At 64.5% G+C, this 20493-nt stretch carries 21 protein-coding genes; 14 read left to right on the top strand and 7 right to left on the bottom strand.

Translation table 11 applies throughout. The annotated features are described in order from the left end of the window. The first annotated feature begins 102 nt into the window (after nt 1–102). The 13 genes from P7F60_RS24960 to P7F60_RS24900 are packed head-to-tail and all read left to right on the top strand — an operon-like array spanning nt 103 to nt 11928. Nucleotides 103–765 (top strand): cytochrome c3 family protein, encoded by a 663-nt coding sequence (locus P7F60_RS24960; protein ID WP_277920411.1) that lies wholly within the window; start codon nt 103–105, stop codon nt 763–765. A gap of 5 nt (nt 766–770) precedes the next feature. After that, on the top strand, nt 771–3548 hold the full coding sequence (locus P7F60_RS24955; protein ID WP_277920410.1) for a 4Fe-4S dicluster domain-containing protein: 2778 nt from the start codon (nt 771–773) through the stop codon (nt 3546–3548). Next, the gene (nrfD, locus tag P7F60_RS24950; RefSeq protein WP_277920409.1) at nt 3545–4882 is read left to right on the top strand and encodes an NrfD/PsrC family molybdoenzyme membrane anchor subunit; all 1338 of its coding nucleotides are present in this window, start codon (nt 3545–3547) and stop codon (nt 4880–4882) included. The genes P7F60_RS24955 and nrfD overlap by 4 nt, the downstream gene beginning before the upstream one ends. Then, the gene (locus P7F60_RS24945; protein WP_277920408.1) at nt 4875–5435 is read left to right on the top strand and encodes a DUF3341 domain-containing protein; all 561 of its coding nucleotides are present in this window, start codon (nt 4875–4877) and stop codon (nt 5433–5435) included. Before nrfD ends, P7F60_RS24945 begins: the two co-directional genes overlap by 8 nt. Next, nucleotides 5432–5965 (top strand): cytochrome c, encoded by a 534-nt coding sequence (locus tag P7F60_RS24940; RefSeq protein ID WP_277920407.1) that lies wholly within the window; start codon nt 5432–5434, stop codon nt 5963–5965. The genes P7F60_RS24945 and P7F60_RS24940 overlap by 4 nt, the downstream gene beginning before the upstream one ends. Further along, complete coding sequence (locus tag P7F60_RS24935; protein WP_277920406.1) at nt 5962–6993, top strand: hypothetical protein; 1032 nt, start codon at nt 5962–5964, stop codon at nt 6991–6993. Before P7F60_RS24940 ends, P7F60_RS24935 begins: the two co-directional genes overlap by 4 nt. Further along, nucleotides 6990–7343 carry a hypothetical protein gene (locus P7F60_RS24930; RefSeq protein WP_277920405.1) on the top strand — a complete coding sequence of 118 codons (354 nt, stop codon included), beginning with the start codon at nt 6990–6992 and terminating at the stop codon, nt 7341–7343. The genes P7F60_RS24935 and P7F60_RS24930 overlap by 4 nt, the downstream gene beginning before the upstream one ends. Next, nucleotides 7343–8137, top strand: coding sequence for an SCO family protein (locus P7F60_RS24925; protein WP_277920404.1), 795 nt, complete (start codon nt 7343–7345; stop codon nt 8135–8137). Before P7F60_RS24930 ends, P7F60_RS24925 begins: the two co-directional genes overlap by 1 nt. Beyond that, on the top strand, nt 8130–9086 hold the full coding sequence (coxB, locus tag P7F60_RS24920; protein ID WP_277920403.1) for a cytochrome c oxidase subunit II: 957 nt from the start codon (nt 8130–8132) through the stop codon (nt 9084–9086). The genes P7F60_RS24925 and coxB overlap by 8 nt, the downstream gene beginning before the upstream one ends. Continuing rightward, the gene (locus P7F60_RS24915; protein ID WP_277920402.1) at nt 9070–10734 is read left to right on the top strand and encodes a cbb3-type cytochrome c oxidase subunit I; all 1665 of its coding nucleotides are present in this window, start codon (nt 9070–9072) and stop codon (nt 10732–10734) included. Before coxB ends, P7F60_RS24915 begins: the two co-directional genes overlap by 17 nt. Continuing rightward, complete coding sequence (locus P7F60_RS24910; protein WP_277920401.1) at nt 10731–11366, top strand: cytochrome c oxidase subunit 3; 636 nt, start codon at nt 10731–10733, stop codon at nt 11364–11366. The genes P7F60_RS24915 and P7F60_RS24910 overlap by 4 nt, the downstream gene beginning before the upstream one ends. A 6-nt stretch (nt 11367–11372) precedes the next feature. After that, nucleotides 11373–11642, top strand: coding sequence for a cytochrome C oxidase subunit IV family protein (locus P7F60_RS24905; protein WP_277920400.1), 270 nt, complete (start codon nt 11373–11375; stop codon nt 11640–11642). Between the two features lie 19 nt (nt 11643–11661). Beyond that, the gene (locus tag P7F60_RS24900) at nt 11662–11928 is read left to right on the top strand and encodes a hypothetical protein (protein ID WP_277920399.1); all 267 of its coding nucleotides are present in this window, start codon (nt 11662–11664) and stop codon (nt 11926–11928) included. Between the two features lie 57 nt (nt 11929–11985). On the opposite strand, the gene katG is transcribed toward P7F60_RS24900, so the two are convergent. Further along, complete coding sequence (katG, locus tag P7F60_RS24895; protein WP_277920398.1) at nt 11986–14160, bottom strand: catalase/peroxidase HPI; 2175 nt, start codon at nt 14158–14160, stop codon at nt 11986–11988. 166 nt (nt 14161–14326) lie between these two features. Between katG and P7F60_RS24890 the strand changes: the two genes are divergently transcribed. Continuing rightward, nucleotides 14327–15274: a hydrogen peroxide-inducible genes activator gene (locus P7F60_RS24890; RefSeq protein ID WP_277920397.1), complete on the top strand. Its 948-nt coding sequence runs from the start codon at nt 14327–14329 to the stop codon at nt 15272–15274. A gap of 214 nt (nt 15275–15488) precedes the next feature. On the opposite strand, the gene P7F60_RS24885 is transcribed toward P7F60_RS24890, so the two are convergent. The 6 genes from P7F60_RS24885 to P7F60_RS24860 all read right to left on the bottom strand — a co-directional run bounded on the left by P7F60_RS24885 (nt 15489) and on the right by P7F60_RS24860 (nt 20467). Further along, nucleotides 15489–16253, bottom strand: coding sequence for an ATP-binding cassette domain-containing protein (locus P7F60_RS24885; RefSeq protein WP_277920396.1), 765 nt, complete (start codon nt 16251–16253; stop codon nt 15489–15491). 35 nt (nt 16254–16288) lie between these two features. Then, nucleotides 16289–16990, bottom strand: coding sequence for an ABC transporter permease subunit (locus P7F60_RS24880; RefSeq protein WP_277920395.1), 702 nt, complete (start codon nt 16988–16990; stop codon nt 16289–16291). Then, nucleotides 16990–17703, bottom strand: coding sequence for an ABC transporter permease subunit (locus P7F60_RS24875; RefSeq protein ID WP_277920394.1), 714 nt, complete (start codon nt 17701–17703; stop codon nt 16990–16992). The genes P7F60_RS24880 and P7F60_RS24875 overlap by 1 nt, the downstream gene beginning before the upstream one ends. Before the next feature lie 133 nt (nt 17704–17836). Further along, nucleotides 17837–18637: a transporter substrate-binding domain-containing protein gene (locus P7F60_RS24870; RefSeq protein ID WP_277920393.1), complete on the bottom strand. Its 801-nt coding sequence runs from the start codon at nt 18635–18637 to the stop codon at nt 17837–17839. A 24-nt stretch (nt 18638–18661) separates the two neighbouring features. Next, nucleotides 18662–19465 (bottom strand): arginine deiminase family protein, encoded by an 804-nt coding sequence (locus tag P7F60_RS24865; protein ID WP_277920392.1) that lies wholly within the window; start codon nt 19463–19465, stop codon nt 18662–18664. Between the two features lie 33 nt (nt 19466–19498). Beyond that, nucleotides 19499–20467 carry an arginine deiminase-related protein gene (locus tag P7F60_RS24860; RefSeq protein WP_277920391.1) on the bottom strand — a complete coding sequence of 323 codons (969 nt, stop codon included), beginning with the start codon at nt 20465–20467 and terminating at the stop codon, nt 19499–19501. Nucleotides 20468–20493 lie beyond the last annotated feature (26 nt).

Here is a 20493-nt window from a genome sequence, read left to right as displayed (position 1 = left end):
ACAAATGCCGGCCCGGCCGTGTTGAACTGCCGTTCGCCGACTTTCTGACCGGATTCGACCGCCGTGGCAGCCGGCCGGTGCATGCGCGAAGGGAAGCGCGGCATGGCGCAGATTTTTACCGCCTCGGCGGATACGCGGTTGAGAGCGATGCTGCTGATGGCGGCTGCCGCTCTCGTCCTTGCGATCGTCGCTGGTTATGCGTCCCAGGGATATGGCACTGTGGTCGGCTGGGTGCGCGATCAGCCTGTTCCTTTCAGCCACCGCCATCATGCCGGCGATCTCGGTATCGATTGCCGCTACTGCCACGGCGCCGTCGAGACCAGCAGCCGCGCCGGTTTTCCCGCCACCCATGTCTGCATGACCTGTCATTCGCAGATCTGGACGAATGCCGGGATGCTTGCGCCGGTGCGCCTCAGCCTGGCGCAGGACAAGCCGCTGATCTGGCAGCGCGTCTCGAAGCTTCCCGATTACGTCTATTTCAACCATTCCGCCCATGTCGCCAAGGGCGTGCCCTGCGTCACCTGCCATGGCCGCATCGACCGCATGCCGCTGACGGCGGCGGCCCATTCCTTTCACATGAACTGGTGCCTGGATTGCCACCGCAACCCCGGACCGGCGCTGCGCCCGCCCGGTGAAGTAACGCGCATGGATTGGTCCGGCTGGGACGACAGTGTGGAAAGTCATCGGCAATACGCCGCCTTGCGCGTCAGGGTCGAACATATCGACCCCGTCAAGCTCACCCAATGCAATGTCTGTCACAGGTGACCGCAATGCCCTTTGATCCCACAACAGAGCCAAATCGCCGCCCACCGGCCGAGATCGACCGGCGCAACCTGCTGAAGCTGATGGGGGCGTCGCTGTCGCTGGCGGGTTTCGTCGGCTGCACGGGAAACCATGACGAGAACGCCCTTCCCTATGTCCGCCAGCCCGAAGGCGTGACACCGGGCATCGCCAAATGGTATGCGACGGCGGTGACCTTCTGCGGCCTCGCCCAGCCGGTGCTGGGCAAGACCTATACCGGACGGCCGGTCAAGCTCGAAGGCAATCCGGACCATCCTGCCGCGCAGGGCAAAAGCGATGCCTTCACCCAGGCCGCGCTGCTCGGCCTCTACGATCCCAACCGCTCGCGCGGACCGCGGCGGCTCGGCACGCCGGTGGGCTGGGCGTCCTTCCGTCGATGGGCGACGGAAAATGCCGCCGCGATGGATCGGCGCAGGGGTGAAGGGTTTCGCCTGCTGACCGGCCCCTTCTCCTCGCCGACGCTCGCCCGGCAGATCCGCGCCTTGCTGGCGCGCTGGCCGCTGGCGCGCTGGCATATTCTGGACGACGGCCTGTTCACGGCCGAACGCGCGGCCACGCAAAGCCTGTTCGGTCAATCGCTGACGCTGCAGCCGAGCTTCGACCAAGCCAGTACCATCCTTGCCATCGAAGACGATTTCCTCGGCCCCGGCCCGCGCCAGACGCTGAACGCGGTGCAATTCGGCGCCGCGCGACGCAAGGGTGATCGACGGGTGCAACTCCTCGTCGCCGAAGCCGTACCGAGCGCTACCGGCGCCGTGGCAGACCAGCGCCTTGCCCTCGCCCCGGACGAAACCGCCACGCTCCTGCGAGCGCTCGCTGCCCGCCTCGGTCTCGGCATCGATGCCCCGGCTCCGGGTTCGCAGCAGGAGGCGTGGATTTCGAAAGCGCTGGCGGCAGCGACGCAAGGCCGCACGCTGCTCACGGTCGGCACGACGCAGCCAGCGGCACTCGTCAAGCTCGGCCTGCTGATCAATGAAAGGCTCGGGGCCTTGGGACGAACCCTGCATTTCTCCCCTTCGCCATTCGAGAGCCTGCAGGCGGAAAGCATCGCCGACCTCGTGGCGGACATGGCAGCCGGCAAGGTCGAGACATTGCTCTGTCTCGATACCAACCCGGTTTACCATGCCCTCCCCGATCTCGATTTCACGGCGGCGCTGGGAAAACTGCCGTTGCTTCTGCATGCCGGTCTGCACTTCGACGAAACGGCGGCGCGCGCGCAGTGGCACCTGCCTTTGCAGCACGATCTGGAAAGCTGGAGCGACGCCCGCGCCGTCGATGGCACGACAGGCATCCTCCAGCCGCTGGTGCGGCCCTTCTTCGATGTCCGTTCGCGCCACGGGCTTCTCGACATCATTGCTGGCGGAGAGGGCAATGACGACCGGGCGCTCGTCTCCGGCACCTGGCGAAACGCATGGGGCGAGGCTTTCGAGGAAAAATGGCGCGCGGCGCTGTTCAAGGGGTTTGTCGAGGGCAGCCGGCCCGAACCGCTGTCGCCGGCCGTGCGCGACCGTTCGCTCGAACTGGAAACGAAAAGCCCGCCAAGGCAAGGCCTGGCGGCACTCATCCGGCCTGACGCCACCGTCTGGGACGGCGTTTTTTCCGAAAACGCCTGGCTTCAGGAAACCCCGAAGCCGCTGAGCAAGCTCGTCTGGGAGAATGTCGTCCAGATCGCCCCGGCGCTCGCCGCCCGGCACGGGCTCGCCGATGGCGACATGGTGGAGGTGTCGGATGGACACATCCGCCTGCAAGGCCCGGTCTTCATCGCCAGGGGTCAGGCCGACGAGACGCTGGCGCTGACCCTCGGTTACGGCCGCGCCATTGCCGGCGGCCTTTCCGAGGGCATCGGCCACGATGCCGGGCTTCTGAGGCGCAGCAGCACCCCGTGGCGCTGCGATGGCCTGACGCTGACGCCGCTCGGCAAAACTGTGCCGCTTGCCTTCACCCAGCCGCATCAGCAGCAGGAAGGGCGCGATTTCGTCCGATCCGTCACCGCCCGCGAAAAGGCGGTGGAGACCGATATCGCCGCCGCCGACTTCTACCCGCCCCGACCGCCGCAGGATCCGAGCTGGGGCATGACGATCGATCTCGATCTGTGCATCGGCTGCAACGCCTGCGTCACCGCCTGCCAGGCCGAAAACAACATTCCCGTCGTCGGCAAGGCGATGGTGGCGCAAGGGCGCGCCATGCACTGGTTGCGGGTGGATCACTATACCGATGGGCCGGGAGACGCCTTCCAGCCGGTGCCTTGCATGCATTGCGAGCAGGCGCCCTGCGAGATGGGATGCCCGGTCAACGCCGCCGTCCACAGCATCGACGGCCTCAATTTGCAGGTCTACAATCGCTGCATCGGAACGCGCACCTGTTCCTCCTACTGTCCCTACAAGGTGCGGCGCTTCAACTGGTTTAACTACACCGCCGGGGATGCCGATTCCGTGCAGGCGATGCGCAACCCGCAGGTGACGGTGCGCAGCCGCGGCGTCATGGAAAAATGCACCTATTGCGTCCAGCGCATCGAGGAAGCCCGCATCGCTGCCGACCGGGAGAACCAGCCGCTCGGGGAGGTCGTGACCGCCTGCCAGCAGGCCTGCCCGACGCAGGCGATCGTCTTCGGCAACATCGCCGACCGCGGCTCGCACGTCAGCCGCACCAAGGCAGACCCACGCAATTACACGCTGCTGGAGGAAGCCAATACTCGCCCGCGCACCACCTATCTCGCCCGGATCCGGCCGGAGGAAGGCGAAGGATGAGCGATTTTTCCCGCCAGGCCGACCGCGCCATCACCGAGGACATCGTCTCCATACCGCTGGATTTTCCGCATCCGCGCCTGTGGCGGTTGTTTTTCGGCATGTCGCTGGCGCTGCTCGGCTGTTTCTTCGTCTCCGCCGTCGTATTGTTCGTCAACGGGGTCGGCGTCTGGGGGATCAATATCCCGGTCAACTGGGGGCTCGCGATTGCCAATTACGTCTGGTTTCTCGGCATCGGCCATGCCGGCACGCTGATTTCGGCGCTGCTGCTGATCGCCGGCGGGCATTGGCGCAATTCGCTGAACCGGTTTGCCGAGGCGATGACGCTGTGCGCCGTCGCCTGCGCCGGTCTCTATCCGATCCTGCATCTCGGCCGGCCCTGGCTGTTCTACTGGATGGCGCCCTATCCGAACACGATGGATCTCTGGCCGCAGTTCAAGAGCCCGCTCGCGTGGGATTTCTTTGCGGTGCTGACCTATCTGATCGTGTCGCTGCTGTTCTGGTATATCGGCATCGTTCCCGATCTCGCAGCCTTACGCGACCGGGCGAAAAGCCGGGGGCGACAGGTCGTCTACGGGCTTCTCGCGCTCGGCTGGCGCGGATCGGGACGGCATTGGGCGCGCTGGCAGCAGGCCTATCGGCTGACGGCGGCGATTGCCGTGCCGCTGGTCGTCTCGGTGCATTCGGAGATCTCGCTGCTGTTTGCGGCCAGCCCGGTTCCCGGGTGGAATTCCACCGTCTTCCCGCCCTATTTCGTGCTGGGCGCCGCCTTTTCCGGCTTTGCCGTCGTGCTGATGATCGCGATCGCCATCCGCCATCCGCTCGGCCTCGACCGATTGGTCACCGACCGCCATCTCGACCGCCTCGCTCTCTTCCTGCTCGCCACCGGCCTGATGACCGCCTATGGTTATCTCGCCGAGGTGTTCGACGCGCTCTATTCCGGCGAGGGTCCCGACATCGACACGCTCCGCGACCGGCTGACGGGCACCTATGCCTACAGCTACTGGGCCGCCGTTATCTTCAATTTCCTGCCGCTTCAGATGCTTTGGTTCGCGCGGCTGCGCAGAAAACCGCTGCTGCTTTTCCTGGTGGCGCTTTCGGTGACGGTCGGCATGTGGTTCGAGCGCTTCATGCTGCTGACCACGGCGCTTTATCGCGACCGGCTCGTCTCATCCTGGGGAGAATACAGCCCGAGCCATTGGGAATGGGCCTTGTTCCTCGGCATGCTCGGGGTTTTTCTGACCCCCTATCTGCTGTTCGTGCGCTATCTGCCGGTCATCTCCGCTTTCGAGGTGAAGGAAGCCTATCGCAAGACCGGGAGGCTGGAGGATGCGTGAACCGGAAGCCCATCTGCAACCCTTCGGCCTCATCGCCGAATTCGACGATGGCGAGCGTCTCGTCGAGGCGTTGCGAAAAGCACACGCCGCCGGCTTTTCCCGCCTCGACAGCTATTCGCCCTATCCGCTGGAAGGCATGCCGGAGGCGCTCGGCTTTCATGACCGGCGCCTTGCGCTGCTGACATTGGCAGGCGGCATCTTCGGCGCGGTCTTCGGCTACGGCATGCAGGTTTTCGCAATCGGGGATTTCCCGATCGATATCGGCGGCCGGCCGCTTTTCGCCTGGCAATCCTTCCTGATGGTCAGCTTTGAGCTGGCCGTGCTGTTTGCGGTGCTGGCCGCCGTCTTCGGCATGCTGGTGCTCAATCGCCTGCCGCGCCTGCACCATCCTGTCTTCGACGTGCCGGGCTTCGAGCGTGTCAATGTCGATCGTTTCTTCCTGATCATCTTTGGCGATGACGCGTCTTTCGAGCCCGCCTTTGCGCGCGGCTTCCTCGAAAGCCTTGCGCCGCGCGCGGTCCACACGGTCGGCAAGGCGGAGGAGCCGGAATGAAACGCGCGATCCTGCTTGTCCTCCTCTGCCTGCTGCCGGCCGCCTGCAACGACATGGGGCGCCAGCCGCGTTCCGATTCCGACGAGCCGAGCAAACTCTTCGCCGATGGCAAGGCGTTGCAGGCCCCGCCCGAGGGCACGCTGGCGCGCGACGATCCCGCCCGCATGGCCGCGCTGCAGAACCGCCCGCCCCTCACCCCCGCCCTGCTGCAACGCGGGGCGGAGCGCTACGCCATCTATTGCACCCCCTGCCACGGCCTGACCGGCGATGGCCACGGGCGCATTCCGTCGCGCGGCTTTCCGCAGCCGCCGAGTTTCCACGAGGCCCGACTGAAGGCGGCGCCCAGCCGCCATTTCGTCGATGTCATTACCGCGGGCTACGGTGCGATGTACAGCTATTCCGACCGCATAGAGCCCCGCGATCGCTGGGCAATCGCCGCCTATATCCGCGCGCTGCAGATCAGCCAGTCCATGCCGGCCTCCGCTCTCGACGAGGACGAGCGCCGGCGTCTTGAGGAGAGCGGCTCATGACACCGGGACGCGCGTCTCCCCACCTCGCCGAATGGGCCGGGCTTGCCCTTCTGGTCCTGTCGCTTGCGCCGTTGCCTTTCACGCCGGCCGCAGCGCTTGGTGGCTGGCTCTGTGCTTTCGTCCTGGCAAGCGGCATCCTGCTCGGCGGCCTGCTGTTCCTCGCGCTGACTTGGATCATTCCCGGCCGCTGGCAAGCCTGCGTGGAAGCGGAGGCAAGGCTTCTCGCCGTGCTGACGCCCTGGTTGCCTGTTCTTGCCATTCCCCTGCTCGCCGGTCTTTCCCGGCTCTACCCCTGGACTTCGGGCGACACTCTCACCGGGTTCAAGGCCGTCTATCTCTCGCCGGTGTTTTTCAGCCTGCGGCTTGTCGCAATCCTCGTCTTCGCGGCGTTGCTTTCCCTGCGGATGGCGCTGAAACCGGGGCGCGCCGTAGCCGTCGCGGGCAGCATCGGCTTCGTCCTGCTCGACAGCCTGCTTGCCACCGACCTGATCCAGTCCCTCGATCCGAATTTCCATTCCTCCGGCTTCGGTCTCTATATTCTGGCCTTGCAGATGCTGACCGCTTTCGCGGCGATGCTTCTCCTGCGGTTGCGGCAACCGTCCGATGGCGACGTTTCCCTTACCGGCGCATTGTTCCTCACCCTGCTGCTGTGCTGGCCCTATTTCTTCTTCATGCAGTATTTCATTCTCTGGTCCGGAAACCTGCCGCCGGGTGCGGCATGGTTTGCGCGCCGCGGGGTTGGTCTCTGGGGCGTGGCGGAGACATTGCTGGCAGCGCTCCGCTTGCTGCCGGCGTTCCTGCTGCTGTTCACCCCGATCCGCAGCAGCCGCAACTGGCTAAAGGGGATTGCAGCCGTGACACTGCTCGCCAGCCTGGTCGAGATCGGCTGGCTCATCCTGCCGGAAATCGACGGCCCCGCATGGCTCGGCTTCGGCTGCTTCCTGATGGCGGCAGCCGGTGGCGCCCTTGCAGCACCCCTCGCCCGCCGCCTTTTCGCCTGGGGACGAACGGAAAGGATGCGGGCATGAAAGCGCTCACTCGTTTCTCCTCCGTCGAGACCAGCGATCTGCGCCCGCGATGGCTGCTGGTCGCCGCCGCATTGCTGGTGGTGATTACCGCCTTCTGCGTGGTGGCCGCCGTATTGATCGTTTCCTTCGACCGCCCTCCCGCAGCAGAGCCCGCTGCCTCGGCGCTGCGCCGCGGGATCAGGTTGGAGACCGATCCGCGCGCCGATGGCGACCGCCTGCAACAGGCGGCGAAGACACGGCTGGAAACCTATGGCTGGAGCGACCAGCGGCGAGGGCTTGCTCATGTGCCGATCGCAAGGGCCATGGATCTGCTTGCCGCCCATGGCTGGCCGGATGAGGAGGAGCAGTGATGCGCGCCCCTATCCTCCTGCTGCTTTCCAGCCTGCTCTGCGCTGCGCCCGCCGCCGCTGCATTCAACCCGTTCGAAACCGCCGGTATCGATCGAAAGTCGGATGCGCAGGTGCCGCTCGCGATTCCCTTCATCGATCAACATGGTGCCCCGGCGACGCTTGCCGGCATCGCACACGATCGGCCCATCCTGCTGGTTCCCCTGCTGCACAAATGTCCGAACATCTGCGGCGTCACGCTTTCCGGCTTGATGGAGGCCATCCGGGTCCAGGATTACAAGCCGGGGCGGGATTTCGAGATCATCGCCTTCAGCATCGACCCGAAGGAAGTGCCGCAGGATGCCCGCGACAGCCTTGCGGATCTGCAGCGCCGCTATCCGGCGCTTTCCGCATCCGTTCACGCGCTGACCGGTTCGCGAAAAAACATCGCCGCCGTCACCGATGCACTCGGCTATCGCTATGGATGGGATGACGCAATCGGCCAGTATGCCCATATCGCCGCCACGGCCGTGCTTACGGCGGACGGCCGGCTCAGCCGCTGGCTTTACGGCCTCCAGCCCGCCCCCGAGGATCTCGCCCTGGCGCTGACGGAAGCCGGGCGCGGCCGGATCGGCACCTGGGGCGATCAGTTGCTGCTGCTCTGCTATCACTATGACCCGGTGACCGGACGCTATTCCCCGATCATCTGGACGGCCCTGCGCCTCGCCGGTGTCGCCACGGCCGGCATCATGCTCGGCGGGCTGGGCCTCGCCCTGCTGCGCGAGCGCCGCGGCCGCAAGGAGCGCGGCGATGCGTGATCTCCTCGCCTTCCTCCTGCCCGCCGAGGCGTCGGCCTATAGCCGCCAGGTCGATATATTCGCCCTAGCCTTCCTGTCGCTGGTCATCGCGCTTTCGGCTCCCGTCTTCATCCTCATTACCGCCTTTGCGGTAAAATATCGCCGGGGCAAGGAGGCCAACCGCGTCCACCCGCCGCAAAAGAGCGCCTGGATGGAAATCTCCTGGGCAGCGATCCCATTCCTCTGCCTGCTCGGCTTCTTCGCCTGGGCGACGGCGCTGTTTGCCACGCGCTATGCGCCGCCGGCCGACGCGCTGACCATCGACGTCGTCGTCAAGCAATGGATGTGGAAATTCCAGCACCCCGAGGGACAAGGGGAAATCGACGAGCTGCATGTTCCCGTCGGACGGCCGGTCAAGCTGGTCATGGCTTCGCAGGATGTCATCCACAGCCTCTATATCCCCTCCCTGCGGCTCAAGCAGGACGTGGTGCCGGGGCGCTATACGACGATGTGGTTCACCGCCGACCGTCCGGGCGTCTTCGGCCTTGCCTGCGCCGAGTTCTGCGGCACGGATCATTCCGTCATGGGCGGAAAGTTCATCGCGCTGGATGCGGCGGACTACAGCCGCTGGCTGGAGCGCGCCCCGGCCGACGAAACGCTGGCCGCCGCGGGCGCGAAAATCTTCCGCGCCCGCGGCTGCAGCGGCTGTCATGGTCCTTCCGCAACCGTGCACGCACCCCGGCTGGAAGGGCTGTACGGCCGCGCCGTGCCGCTGGCATCGGGGGAAATCGTCACCGCCGACGCTCAATATATCCGCGACAGCATCCTGCTGCCGCACAAGCAGGTGGCGGCCGGCTACCCCGACATCATGCCGACCTTCGCCAACACGCTCAGCGAAGAGGAACTGCTGATGCTCGTCGCCTATATCCAGTCACTCGGCGGGGAGGATTTCGATGTCCGTGCCCGATAAGAGCGAGTTCTTCCCGGACACGGTTTCGCAGCACGGCGTGCCGGAAACCGGGGCCGAGCGCGTCAGCTACCTGCGCGCCGGCCACAGCCTGCGCTCCTGGCTGTTGACGACCGATCACAAGCGCGTCGCCATCCTCTATCTTTTCGCCGTCACCTTCTTCTTCTTCGTCGGCGGGGCGGCAGCCGCGCTCATCCGCATGGACCTGCTGACGCCGCAGGCGGACCTGCTCACCAACGAGGGGTACAACCGCGCCTTCACGCTGCATGGCGTCATCATGGTCTGGTTCTTCCTCATCCCGTCCATCCCCAACACGTTCGGCAACTTCCTGGTGCCGCTGATGATCGGCGCGCGCGATCTCGCCTTTCCCCGGCTGAATCTGGTCAGCTGGTACATCTTCGTGATGGCCGGCTGCTTCACGCTGTTCGTGGTGGTCAGCGGCGGCGTCGATACCGGCTGGACCTTCTACACGCCGCTGTCCTCCAGCTTCGCCAACGGCAATGTCGTGCTCGCGGCGACGGCGGTGTTCATCGCCGGCTTTTCCTCGATCCTGACCGGGCTGAACTTCATCGTCACCATCCACAAGCTGCGCTGTCCCGGCATGTACTGGCGACGCCTGCCGCTGTTCGTCTGGTCGATCTACGCCACCTCGCTGGTGCTGGTGCTGGCGACGCCGGTGCTGTCGATCACGTTGGCGCTGATCGTCGCCGAGCGGCTGTTCGGCCTCGGTATCTTCGATCCCGCGCTTGGCGGCGATCCGCTGCTCTACCAGCATCTGTTCTGGTTCTACAGCCATCCGGCGGTCTACATCATGGTGCTGCCGGCGCTCGGTGTCGTCAGCGAACTGATCGCGGCGGCGGCGCACAAGCCGATCTTCGGGTACCAGTTCGTCGCCGGCTCGTCGATCGCCATCGCCGTCATCGGCTTTCTCGTCTGGGGGCATCACATGTTCGTCGCCGGACAATCCATGTATGCCAGCGCCGCCTTTTCGCTGCTCAGCCTCGCCGTCTCGGTCCCCTCGGGCATCAAGGTCTACAACTGGACGGCGACGCTGTACAAAGGCGACATCTCGCTCGATCCGCCCTTTCTTTTCGCCATGGGATTCATCGGCCTGTTCGTGGTCGGTGGGCTTACGGGACTGATGCTCGCCATGCTGGCGCTGGACCTGCACGTCCACGACACCTATTTCGTCGTCGCCCATTTCCACTACATCATGGTCGGCGGAACGGTGTCGGCGTTTTTCGGGGCCCTGCATTACTGGTGGCCGAAGATCGTCGGGCGGCGCTATTCGCAGATCTGGGGCAGCCTGACGGCGATCTTCATCTTCGCCGGCTTCAACCTCACCTTCTTTCCGCAATTCCTGCTCGGCTATTGGGGCATGCCGCGCCGCTACCATGTCTACGCGCCGGAGTTCCAGCCGCTGCATGTGCTCTCCTCCGCCGGCGCCAGCCTGCTCGCCGTGGCCTATGCCGTCCCCTTCGTCTATCTTTTCTATTCGATGCGCTACGGCAAGCCGGCCGGCGACAATCCCTGGCGCGCCAAGGGGCTGGAATGGACCGTCCCGTCGCCGCCGCCACAGCACAATTTCGATACGCTGCCGGTGGTGAGCGAACCACCCTACAACTATCCGATCGAGCGGGCGGAACGATGAACGAGATCACCCGCCTGCGCGAGCCCTACTCCACCCCGGAACGCCAGCAGGAAGCGGCGATGATGGGCGCCTATATCTTCCTCGCCACGGAAATCATGCTGTTCGGCGGCCTGTTCCTGGTCATAGCCTGGCTGCGTTACAGCCATGCGCCGGATGTCGTGGCTGCATCGAAACGCATGCATCTGGGTCTCGGCGCGCTCAATACGGCCGTGCTGCTGACCTCCAGCGCACTCGTCGCGCTTTCGGTAGCGGCAGCGCGTGAGGGAAAACCAGCGCCCGTCCGGCTCGGGCTTTGCGGCGCGACCCTGCTGGGCCTGGCCTTCCTTGCCGTCAAGGCGATGGAATATCGTTTCGAATATCGGGAGGGACTGCTGCCGGTCCCAGGAAGCGGCGCGGCGCTGTCGAAGGCCGGCGAGCACCTGTTCATGAATTTCTATCTGATCTCGAGCGGATTGCATGCCATTCATCTGACGATCGGCGTGCTGCTGCTGGCGGGTTTGCTGATCCGCTCCATGGCGGGCCGCCTGCCGCTGCCGGACCGGGCCATCGTGGTGACGGTTATCGGGCTCTACTGGCATTTCGTCGATATCGTCTGGATTTTTCTCTTTCCGCTTCTCTATCTGGCGAGGTGACGCCCCATGCCGAAAGCGATGCAGATCCTGAGCGTATGGCTGGCGCTGATGGCGCTGCTCGCCGCCACCGTGGTTTCCAGCATGCTCCTGCGGGGAAGTGTGGGACTGGCGGCAAGCCTGGTCATCGCCCTGGCAAAGGCCGCCCTCGTCTTCTGGTTCTTCATGCATCTGCGCGAGGAAAACGGCCTTGCCCGCATCGCCGCCACCGGCGCCGTGCTGTGGGTAGCGATCCTTTTCCTGCTCAGCGGCCTCGACATCGTGACGCGCGGGCTCTGAAGAAACGCGGCCAACGCCCATGCCCGCGCTTCATGAGGGCGTTGACGGCGGAACCGGATCCGAGGCGGCGCCGTTATGTATGCGTCTTGCAAAAAAGGTGGACGATATGGACAAGCAAAAGGACATGCCCGACCCGAAAAAGACCGGGCACAGGGATAGCACCAAGCCGGGAACGATCGTCGCAGGGCCGGAGGCGCATGCGCATGAAGGGGCCGGACAATCGCCGGCAGGGCGCGGCGGCCGGCCGCAAAGCGAGCCGGACGATAAGCCCGCCAAGGGCCACTGAACCTTCGAAGGTAGCCGTCCCCGTTGGGGGACGGCCTTGATCATGGCGCGACCGTTATCAGGCGGCCAGATCGAAGCGATCGGCGTTCATGACCTTGGTCCAGGCCGCGACGAAATCCTTGACGAACTTCTCCTTGTTGTCGTCCTGGGCATAGACTTCCGCATAGGCGCGCAGGATCGAGTTCGAGCCGAAGACGAGATCGACGCGGGTTGCCGTGTACTTTGTCGCGCCGGTCTTGCGATCGCGGATGTCATAAAGGTTGTTGCCGGTCGGCACCCAGGAATAGGCCATGTCGGTCAGCGTGGCGAAGAAATCGGTCGACAGCGCGCCGACCCTGTCGGTGAAGACGCCGTGTTTCGTGCCGGCATGGTTCGTGCCGATGACGCGCAGACCGCCGATGAGCGCCGTCATTTCCGGCGCGGTCAGGCCCATGAGCTGCGCACGGTCGAGCAGCAGCTCTTCCGGGCTCACCACATAATCCTTCTTCTGCCAGTTGCGGAAACCATCGGCCAGCGGCTCCAGCGGCGCAAACCCGTCCGGATCGGTCTGCTCGGCGGTGGCATCGCCACGGCCGGGCGCGAACGGCACGGCGATGTCGAAGCCGGCCGCCTTGGCCGCTTGCTCGACGCCATAATTGCCGGCGAGCACGATGACGTCGGCAATGCTGGCCCCGGTCGCGGCCGCAATCGGCTCGAGAACGGCGAGAACGCGGGCCAGACGCGCCGGCTCGTTGCCTTCCCAATCCTTCTGCGGCGCAAGGCGGATGCGCGCGCCGTTGGCGCCGCCGCGGAAGTCGGAACCGCGGAAGGTGCGGGCGCTGTCCCAGGCGGTGGCGACGAGATCGGCGACCGAAAGGCCGGATGCGGCGATCTTCGCCTTGACGGCGGCGACGTCATAGTCCTTGGCGCCGGCGGGGATCGGATCCTGCCACAGAAGGTCTTCCGCCGGCACGTCCGGACCGAGATAGCGCGACTTCGGACCCATGTCGCGATGCGTCAGCTTGAACCAGGCGCGGGCGAAGGCATCCGAGAAGGCCGTGAAATCGTTGCGGAAGCGCAGCGAAATCTCGCGGTAGATCGGGTCGACCTTCAGCGCCATGTCGGCGTCGGTCATCATCGGCATGACGCGGATCGAGGGATCCTCGACATCGACCGGCTTGTCTTCCTCGGCGATGGTGATCGGCGCCCATTGGGAAGCGCCGGCCGGGCTATGGGTCAGCGTCCACTCATGCTTGAACAGCATTTCGAAGAAGCCGTTGTCCCACTTGGTCGGCTCGGCGGTCCAGGCGCCTTCGATGCCCGAAACGACCGTGTCGCGGCCGATGCCGCGGCCATGCGTGTTCATCCAGCCGAGGCCCTGGAATTCGGGGCCGGCGGCTTCCGGGTCCGGGCTGAGATTGCTTGCCTTGCCGTTGCCGTGCGACTTGCCGATGGTGTGGCCGCCGGCGGTCAGCGCCACGGTTTCCTCGTCATCCATGCCCATGCGGGCGAAGGTCTCGCGCATCTGCGCGGCCGTCGCCATCGGATCTGACTTGCCGTTGACGCCTTCCGGGTTGACGTAGATCAGGCCCATCTGCACGGCGGCCAGCGGGTTTTCCAGCGTGGCGGGCTTGGAAACGTCGCCATAGCGACCGTCGCTCGGGGCGAGCCATTGCTTTTCATTACCCCAATAAACGTCCTTTTCCGGCGCCCAGATATCCTCGCGGCCGAAAGCGAAACCGAAGGTCTTCAGGCCGGCGACCTCGTAGGCGATGGTGCCGGCGAGCGCGATCAGGTCGGCCCAGGAGATCTTGTTGCCGTACTTCTTCTTGATCGGCCAGAGCAGGCGGCGACCCTTGTCGGTGTTGACGTTGTCAGGCCAGGAGTTGAGCGGCGCGAAACGCTGGTTGCCGGTGCCGGCACCGCCACGACCGTCCGCGGCGCGATAGGAACCGGCGGCGTGCCAGGAAACGCGGGCCATCATCCCGACATAGCTGCCCCAGTCGGCCGGCCACCAGTCCTGACTATCGGTCATCAGCGCGCGCAGATCGGCTTTCAGCGCCGCGACGTCGAGCTTCTTGAGTTCCTCGCGATAGTTGAAAGCCTTGCCCAGAGGATCGGTCTTCGTATCGTGCTGGTGAAGGATGTCGAGGTTCAGCGCGTTGGGCCACCATTCCATGACGGAATTGCCAAGCGCAGTGGCGCCGCCATGCATGACCGGACATTTGCCGGCGAGGTTTGTCTTCGTATCCATTTGGTCCCTCCAACGGATTTTCTAGGGTCTCTTGGGCACCGGAAGCGTTTCAGCAGGCGCCTTCCACCAGCGCGACGGGGCAACGATCTTCCGTATACCCAAGCAGTAGCAAAGCTCATCCATAAGTTCCAATTGTAAATTCTAAACTCTGCGATAGGATCAGGTTATGAATGGCCTGTCGATGAAACATCTCCGTTATTTCGATGCGCTTGCGCGGCTCGGCCATTTCGGTCGCGCGGCGGAAGCCTGTTCCATCTCGCAACCGGCATTGTCGGTGCAGGTGAAGGAATTGGAGGATCTGGTCGGCGCACCGCTGGTGGAACGCGGCGGACGACGCATCCGGCTGACAGGGCTCGGCGAGGAATTCGCCGCCCGCACCCAGGCGATCCTGCGCGCCGTCGACGATCTCGAAGATCTCGGCCGCGCGGCGCATGGGCCGCTTGCCGGCCGCCTGCGCCTCGGCATCATCCCCACGGTCGCCCCCTACCTGCTGCCCGACATCATCAAGGCTTTGGCGCGGCTTTATCCGGGGCTCGATCCGCGCCCGCGCGAGGCGATCACCCAGCGGCTGATCGAAGATCTCGCGGAGGCAAGGCTTGATGTCGCCATCGTCGCCCTGCCGATTTCCGAGCCGGCGCTGGAGGAAATTCCGCTGTTCGAGGAGGAATTCGTCCTGGTGCGGCCGCTGGAAGACATAGGCAAGCCTGTGCCGGTCTCCGAACGGCTACACGAGATGCGGCTGCTGCTGCTGGAGGAAGGCCATTGCTTTCGCGATCAGGCGCTTTCCGTCTGCAACATCGCGCCGACGTCGACCCGCGACCTGATGGAGGGAAGCTCGCTGTCGACGCTGGTGCAGATGGTCGGCGCCGGCATCGGCGTGACGCTCATCCCGCAAATGGCCGTCGATACCGAAATGCGCTCCGCCGCCGTCTGCGTCTCGCGGCTGGCCGAACCGCGCCCCACCCGGACGATCGGCATGGTCTGGCGCAAGACCAATCCATTGTCCGGGCGATTTGCCGTGATCGCCAACATCGTTCGCGAGGCGGGCGTGGACAAGCAGAAGCAGATGGCCGGCAGCCTGGTTGCGTCCTGCGCGGCGCGCCTTCGTGTATAACCAACCCTGCCATCCGGAAGGACAGGCAGCCTTGTTCCCATGTCAAGCGCAATCAAGTGCGCTCGGAAATCAAGAATTTTGCAATCAGCGGCGGGGTTTCACGGATATGGACCAGGTGCGCGCCTTCCTGGAAATCGTCCGTACCGGCAGTTTCCTCAAGGCTCGCAGCGGCGGCGCATTACCGGACGACGATCAGCGCCCGTATTGACGCGGTTCAGGAAAACTGCAGGAACTGGCGCAGGCGTGCCGATTGCGGATCGCGCATTACCTGGGACGGCGCGCCGCGCTCCTCCACCTGCCCCTTGTGCAGGAAGATGACCTCGCTGGAGATGTCGCGGGCGAGCGCCATTTCATGGGTGACCATGACCATGGTGCGCCCTTCCTCGGCGAGTTTCTTGATGACCAGCAGCACTTCGTTGACGAGTTCCGGATCGAGCGCCGAGGTCGGCTCGTCGAACAGCATCACCTCCGGCTTCATCGCGAGCGCACGGGCGATGGCCGCGCGTTGCTGCTGGCCGCCGGAGAGCTGGTTGGGATAGTGGTCGCGCTTGGGGGTGATGCCGACCTTTTCCATCAGCAATTCGGCCTCGCCGATCGCATCCTGGCGGGAAACGCCCAGAACATGGATCGGTCCCTCGATAATGTTTTCGAGGATGGTCTTGTGAGCCCAGAGATTGAAACTCTGGAACACCATGCCGAGGCGGGTGCGGATATGTTCGAGCTGGCGCTTGTCGGCGGCATGGAACTTGCCGTCCTTGCCCTTGACCGTGCGGATCGTCTCGCCGGAGACGGAGATCTCGCCCTCGTCAGGGGTTTCCAGATAGTTGATGCAGCGCAGGAGCGTGCTCTTGCCGGAGCCGCTGGAGCCGATCAGCGAGATGACGTCTCCGGATTTCGCCTCGAAGGAAATACCCTTGAGAACCTCGACGGTGCCGAAGCTCTTGTGGATATTCGAAACCGAAAGCGCCGTTGCGACCATGTTCGTTCCTCTCGTCGCGCCGTGCGCGCCTTTCGTTATGCCCTTGCCGTGCGGTAGCGGCTGAGCCGCGTCTCGACGACGCCCATGATGCGCGTCAGGATGAACACGACGGTGAAATAGATGATGCCGGCGGCGATCAGCGGTTCGAAGATTTGCAGCGATTGACGCTGCAACATGCGGGCCGTGCCCATGACTTCGAGGATGGTGATCGTCGAGGCGAGCGAGGTGGTCTTCAGGAGGATGATGAGATCGCCGGTCAGGACCGGCAGGCAGGAGCGGAAGGCCAGCGGCAGGGTGATGCGCCGCAGGATCATCGCGGCGCGCATGCCGATCGATTTCGCCGCCTCGATCTGTCCGCGCGGCACCGCCTTGATCGCGCCACGGATGACCTCGGCATTGTAGGAGGCCTGGTTGAGGCTGAGCGCAAAGATCGCATACCACAACCCGTCGCGCAGATAGGGCCAAAGGAAACTGTGGCGCACCCAGGTGCCGGGCAGGATCTGGCCAAGGCCGTAATAGACGAGATAGATCTGCACCAGGAGCGGCGTGCCGCGAAAGGCGAAGGTGAAGACAGAGGCCGGCACAGAGAGCGCGCGATGGCCGGAGAGCCGGGCAAGCGCCACCAGCGTGCCGATGACCAGCCCGAAGGCGCCGGCCACCGCCGTCAGAAGCAGCGTCAAGGGCGTCGCCTTGATCAGCGCCGGCAGGAAGCCGATGACGTTGGAGATCGTTTCCATCAGTGATGCCCCCGGTTCAGGTGGCGCTCGATCCTGGCGATCGCCAGCACGGAAACGAGGGTGATGCCCAGGAACAGAATGGCCGTCAGCCCGTAGAAGAAGATGTATTGCTTGGTGCCCGCCGCCGCCCGGTAGCCGGTGTAGAGCAACTCGCTGAACGAGCCGAGCACGCTGATGATGGCGCTTTCCTTGGTGATCGACAGCCAGAGATTGCCCATGCCGGGGACGGCATGGCGCATCATCTGCGGCAGGATGATGCGGGTGAAAATCTTGGAGCGCCGCATGCCGATCGAGACCGCCGCCTCAACCTGGCCCGGCGGCACCGACAGGAAGGCGGAACGCAGCACCTCGGTCATGAAGGCGCCGGAGACGAAGGCGAGCGCGATGATCGCCGCCCAGAACGAACTGAACTGGAAGGTTTCGGCGACGAGACCGAGACGCTTCAACAGCCGCTCGGCGCCGCTGGCGACGGAGAAATAGAGGAGCAGGATGACCAGCAGCTCGGGCAGCGAACGCACGACGGTGGTGTAAAGCTCTGCGGCCAGGCGCAGGATGCGATGCCGCGACAGCTTGCCCGCCGCCCCGAGGAAACCGAAGACGACGGAAAGCGCATAGGCGAGTAAAGAGACCTGCAAGGTCATCAGCAGGCCCCAGGCGAAATCGTCGCCCCAGCCGTCGCCGCCAAAGGCAAGCAGGTGCCAGTAATAGTCCATCCGTCGTTACCTGTTCCGATTCTTGGTCAGCCGCGAAACGCCGCCTGTCCCTTGGAGGCGGTTCCGGTCGCCGGTGGTCTCCGACACGCGGCCGGCAGCGGCGGCGAGGAGCCACGCGCCGCCGGTCAGCGGATTACTTCTTGCCGAAGATCCAGGTATCGACGAACTTCTTCAACTCACCGTCCTTTTCCAGTGCCGCAAGGCCGGCATTGACCTTGTCGAGCGTCGCCGCATCGCCCTTGCGCACGGCATAGGCCACGCCTTCGCCCAGAACCACGTTCTTCGGCACTTCCAGCTTCACCTCGTAGTCGGCGCCTTCCGGCGTCTTCAGGAAGGTCTGGATGTAGAGGTCGGGGATCAGCACATAGTCGACGCGGCCGGCGACGAGATCGGCGACGGAATTGTCGGCGGTATCGTAGCTCTTGGCCTCCGCGCCCGTCAAGTATTTGGCGACATAGGCGGACTGGACGCTGGAGGTCTGGACGCCGATGATCTTGCCCTCGACGCTGGCGGGATCGATGATCTTGCCTGAACCGTCGGGCGCATCGGCCGTCTTGATTTCGCTGCTATCCGACTTGGCGCCGACGAAGGAGGTGCCTTCCGTGTAGTAGGGCGTCGAGAAATCGACCGACTTGCGGCGTTCGTCGGTGATCGAAAAGGCGCCGATGATGAAATCGACCTTGTTTTCCTTCAGCGACGGGATGAGCCCGTCCCAGGCCATCTGGCTGATCTCGCACTTCACCGCCATCTTGTCGCACAGGGCGCGGGTGAGATCGGCTTCCAGGCCTTCCCATTTGCCACTGGAATCGATCTGGGTGAAGGGCATGTAGGGCTCGGGCGTCATGCCGAGCCGCAGCGAATCCTCGGCCAGCGCGCTGCCGATAGACATGGAAAGGGCGATCCCTGCAAACAGGGCGGACTTGAACGTCTTCATTATTTCTTCCTCGAAGGTACGGGATTACAGCGTGTTGCTGAACCAGCGCAGTGACATGCAGGACAGGCCCGCATCGATCTTGCCGATCTCGGTGGTCTTCAGCGGCACGACCTTATAGCCGAGCGTATCGAGCATCTCGATGGTGCGCGGGAAGTCGGAGCCGACCATGACGACATCGTTGACGCGAAGCGCATTGGCCGCCGCCTCTTCGCCTTCCGGGATGATCACCTGCTTGAAGCGCTCGAACACGCCGGACTTGGCCAGACGCGCAGTCGACAGCACGGTCTCGTCGTCGAGCAGCGAGCAATCGGTCTTGAAGTGCAGCACGCCTTCCGGCGTCGCGACGATCTCGCTCTTGCGGCCGAGCTTGGCCAGAGTGGCCTGCAACGCCTCGGCGCCGACCTTGCTGGTGCGGGCGGAGAGGCCGATCATGACGCTTTCGCGGGTGGTGAGCACGTCTCCGCCATCGGCAAAGCCTTCGCCCGGCAGGTCGAGCACGGTTTCGAACATGGCGCGCAGCGTCGGCTCGATTTCCGGCGTTTCCTTGATGCGCGTCTCGGCGCCCGGACGCAGCAGGATCGCGCCTTCGGTGAAGACCAGCGCCGGATCCTCGACGAAGATCGAATCGGGGAAGGCTTCCAGCGCCGGCAGTACCGTCACCTTCACACCCGCATCCTGCATCGCGGCGATATAGGCGTCGTGCTCGGCTTTCACGCCTTCGAAAGTCGGGTTGCCGCGGTCGTCGGCGCGCAGGCCGTTGACCACCGAGCGGGACGGCGTGCGCACGATGATGTTGTTGAACTGGTAGACGGGGCGGGATTGCGACATGTGCAGTACCTTTATCCTGGATTTAGGGTGCTTCTATCGAGCGGACGGGGCGGCGTAAAGCGTTTGCGTACCGACGGGTTCTCTTCGCGACAAATGGACGCCCGCGAGCATGCAGCGCACGGAGCCGCCGGCAAGCTCGATGGTCGGCACGTCGAAGGCGAGCAGGCGGGCCGAAGTTTCCAGCGCCGCGATCTGGTCGGACCGCAGCGAGGCCAGAGCGCGGGCCGACAGCACCACCACGCGACCATCGGCGCCATCGAGTTCGATGGCGTTGCCGGCGAAATTCTCGATCTGCTCCACCGTCAGGTCGATGACCTGGCGGCCGGTCTCCTCGAGGCGCGCACAGATCTCGGCGCGGCGGGCCGCATCCGGGATCATGCTCGCGCCGATCAGGGCGAATTCCGTGCCGATGCACATCAGCACATTGGTGTGGTAGATCGAATTGCCGTTGCGGTCGACCGCGCCGAAAATCATTGGCTCGAAATTGAAATGGGTGCAGAATCGCTCCAGCGCCACCTCGTTGGTGCGGTTCGAGCGCGCCGCATAGGCGACGCGGCCGATATGGTCGAGCACCATGGCGCCGGTGCCTTCGAGATAGACGCCGTCCTTTTCGAGGCCGGAATAGTCTATGACGTCCTGGACGCGGTATTCGCTCTTCAGCATCTCGATGATGTCGGGGCGGCGCTCGCTCTGGCGGCTTTCCGAATACATCGGATAGATCGCCACATGGCCGCCGGAATGAGTCGAAAACCAGTTGTTGGGAAAGACGGAGTCGGGAAGGGCCGCCGTCTCGTCCTCGAACAGATGCACGGCGACGCCGGCCCGCGCCAGGCCCTCGGCCATGCGGGTGACTTCCTCGAAGGCGGCTTTTGCTATTGCCGAGGGCTGGCGTGCGTCGGTCGCCTGGAAGGCGTTGTCCCTGGCCGTCATCGGGTTCGGGCCGAAGTAATGCGGGCGGATCATCACAACGCCCTTCGGCGCCTGTGCGGACGGTCTTTTCATGTCAGGCAATGCGCTCCATGCGGCGA

This window comes from Rhizobium sp. YJ-22 (genome assembly GCF_029601685.1).
In the GTDB taxonomy this organism is placed as follows: domain Bacteria; phylum Pseudomonadota; class Alphaproteobacteria; order Rhizobiales; family Rhizobiaceae; genus Metarhizobium.
Note: the sequence above shows the minus strand (reverse complement) of the source record. Positions and strands in the feature narration are given on the sequence as shown.

Coding starts and splice junctions, on each gene's coding strand:
- P7F60_RS24955 (WP_277920410.1), top strand. CDS start 771: ATGCCCTTTGATCCCACAACAGAGCCAAATCGCCGCCCACCGGCCGAG.
- P7F60_RS24915 (WP_277920402.1), top strand. CDS start 9,070: ATGTCCGTGCCCGATAAGAGCGAGTTCTTCCCGGACACGGTTTCGCAG.
- P7F60_RS24910 (WP_277920401.1), top strand. CDS start 10,731: ATGAACGAGATCACCCGCCTGCGCGAGCCCTACTCCACCCCGGAACGC.
- P7F60_RS24870 (WP_277920393.1), bottom strand. CDS start 18,637: ATGAAGACGTTCAAGTCCGCCCTGTTTGCAGGGATCGCCCTTTCCATG.
- P7F60_RS24925 (WP_277920404.1), top strand. CDS start 7,343: ATGCGCGCCCCTATCCTCCTGCTGCTTTCCAGCCTGCTCTGCGCTGCG.
- P7F60_RS24860 (WP_277920391.1), bottom strand. CDS start 20,467: ATGAAAAGACCGTCCGCACAGGCGCCGAAGGGCGTTGTGATGATCCGC.
- P7F60_RS24930 (WP_277920405.1), top strand. CDS start 6,990: ATGAAAGCGCTCACTCGTTTCTCCTCCGTCGAGACCAGCGATCTGCGC.
- P7F60_RS24900 (WP_277920399.1), top strand. CDS start 11,662: ATGCCCGCGCTTCATGAGGGCGTTGACGGCGGAACCGGATCCGAGGCG.
- P7F60_RS24960 (WP_277920411.1), top strand. CDS start 103: ATGGCGCAGATTTTTACCGCCTCGGCGGATACGCGGTTGAGAGCGATG.
- P7F60_RS24865 (WP_277920392.1), bottom strand. CDS start 19,465: ATGTCGCAATCCCGCCCCGTCTACCAGTTCAACAACATCATCGTGCGC.
- P7F60_RS24875 (WP_277920394.1), bottom strand. CDS start 17,703: ATGGACTATTACTGGCACCTGCTTGCCTTTGGCGGCGACGGCTGGGGC.
- P7F60_RS24880 (WP_277920395.1), bottom strand. CDS start 16,990: ATGGAAACGATCTCCAACGTCATCGGCTTCCTGCCGGCGCTGATCAAG.
- katG (WP_277920398.1), bottom strand. CDS start 14,160: ATGGATACGAAGACAAACCTCGCCGGCAAATGTCCGGTCATGCATGGC.
- P7F60_RS24890 (WP_277920397.1), top strand. CDS start 14,327: ATGAATGGCCTGTCGATGAAACATCTCCGTTATTTCGATGCGCTTGCG.
- P7F60_RS24905 (WP_277920400.1), top strand. CDS start 11,373: ATGCCGAAAGCGATGCAGATCCTGAGCGTATGGCTGGCGCTGATGGCG.
- P7F60_RS24885 (WP_277920396.1), bottom strand. CDS start 16,253: ATGGTCGCAACGGCGCTTTCGGTTTCGAATATCCACAAGAGCTTCGGC.
- nrfD (WP_277920409.1), top strand. CDS start 3,545: ATGAGCGATTTTTCCCGCCAGGCCGACCGCGCCATCACCGAGGACATC.
- P7F60_RS24945 (WP_277920408.1), top strand. CDS start 4,875: ATGCGTGAACCGGAAGCCCATCTGCAACCCTTCGGCCTCATCGCCGAA.
- coxB (WP_277920403.1), top strand. CDS start 8,130: ATGCGTGATCTCCTCGCCTTCCTCCTGCCCGCCGAGGCGTCGGCCTAT.
- P7F60_RS24935 (WP_277920406.1), top strand. CDS start 5,962: ATGACACCGGGACGCGCGTCTCCCCACCTCGCCGAATGGGCCGGGCTT.
- P7F60_RS24940 (WP_277920407.1), top strand. CDS start 5,432: ATGAAACGCGCGATCCTGCTTGTCCTCCTCTGCCTGCTGCCGGCCGCC.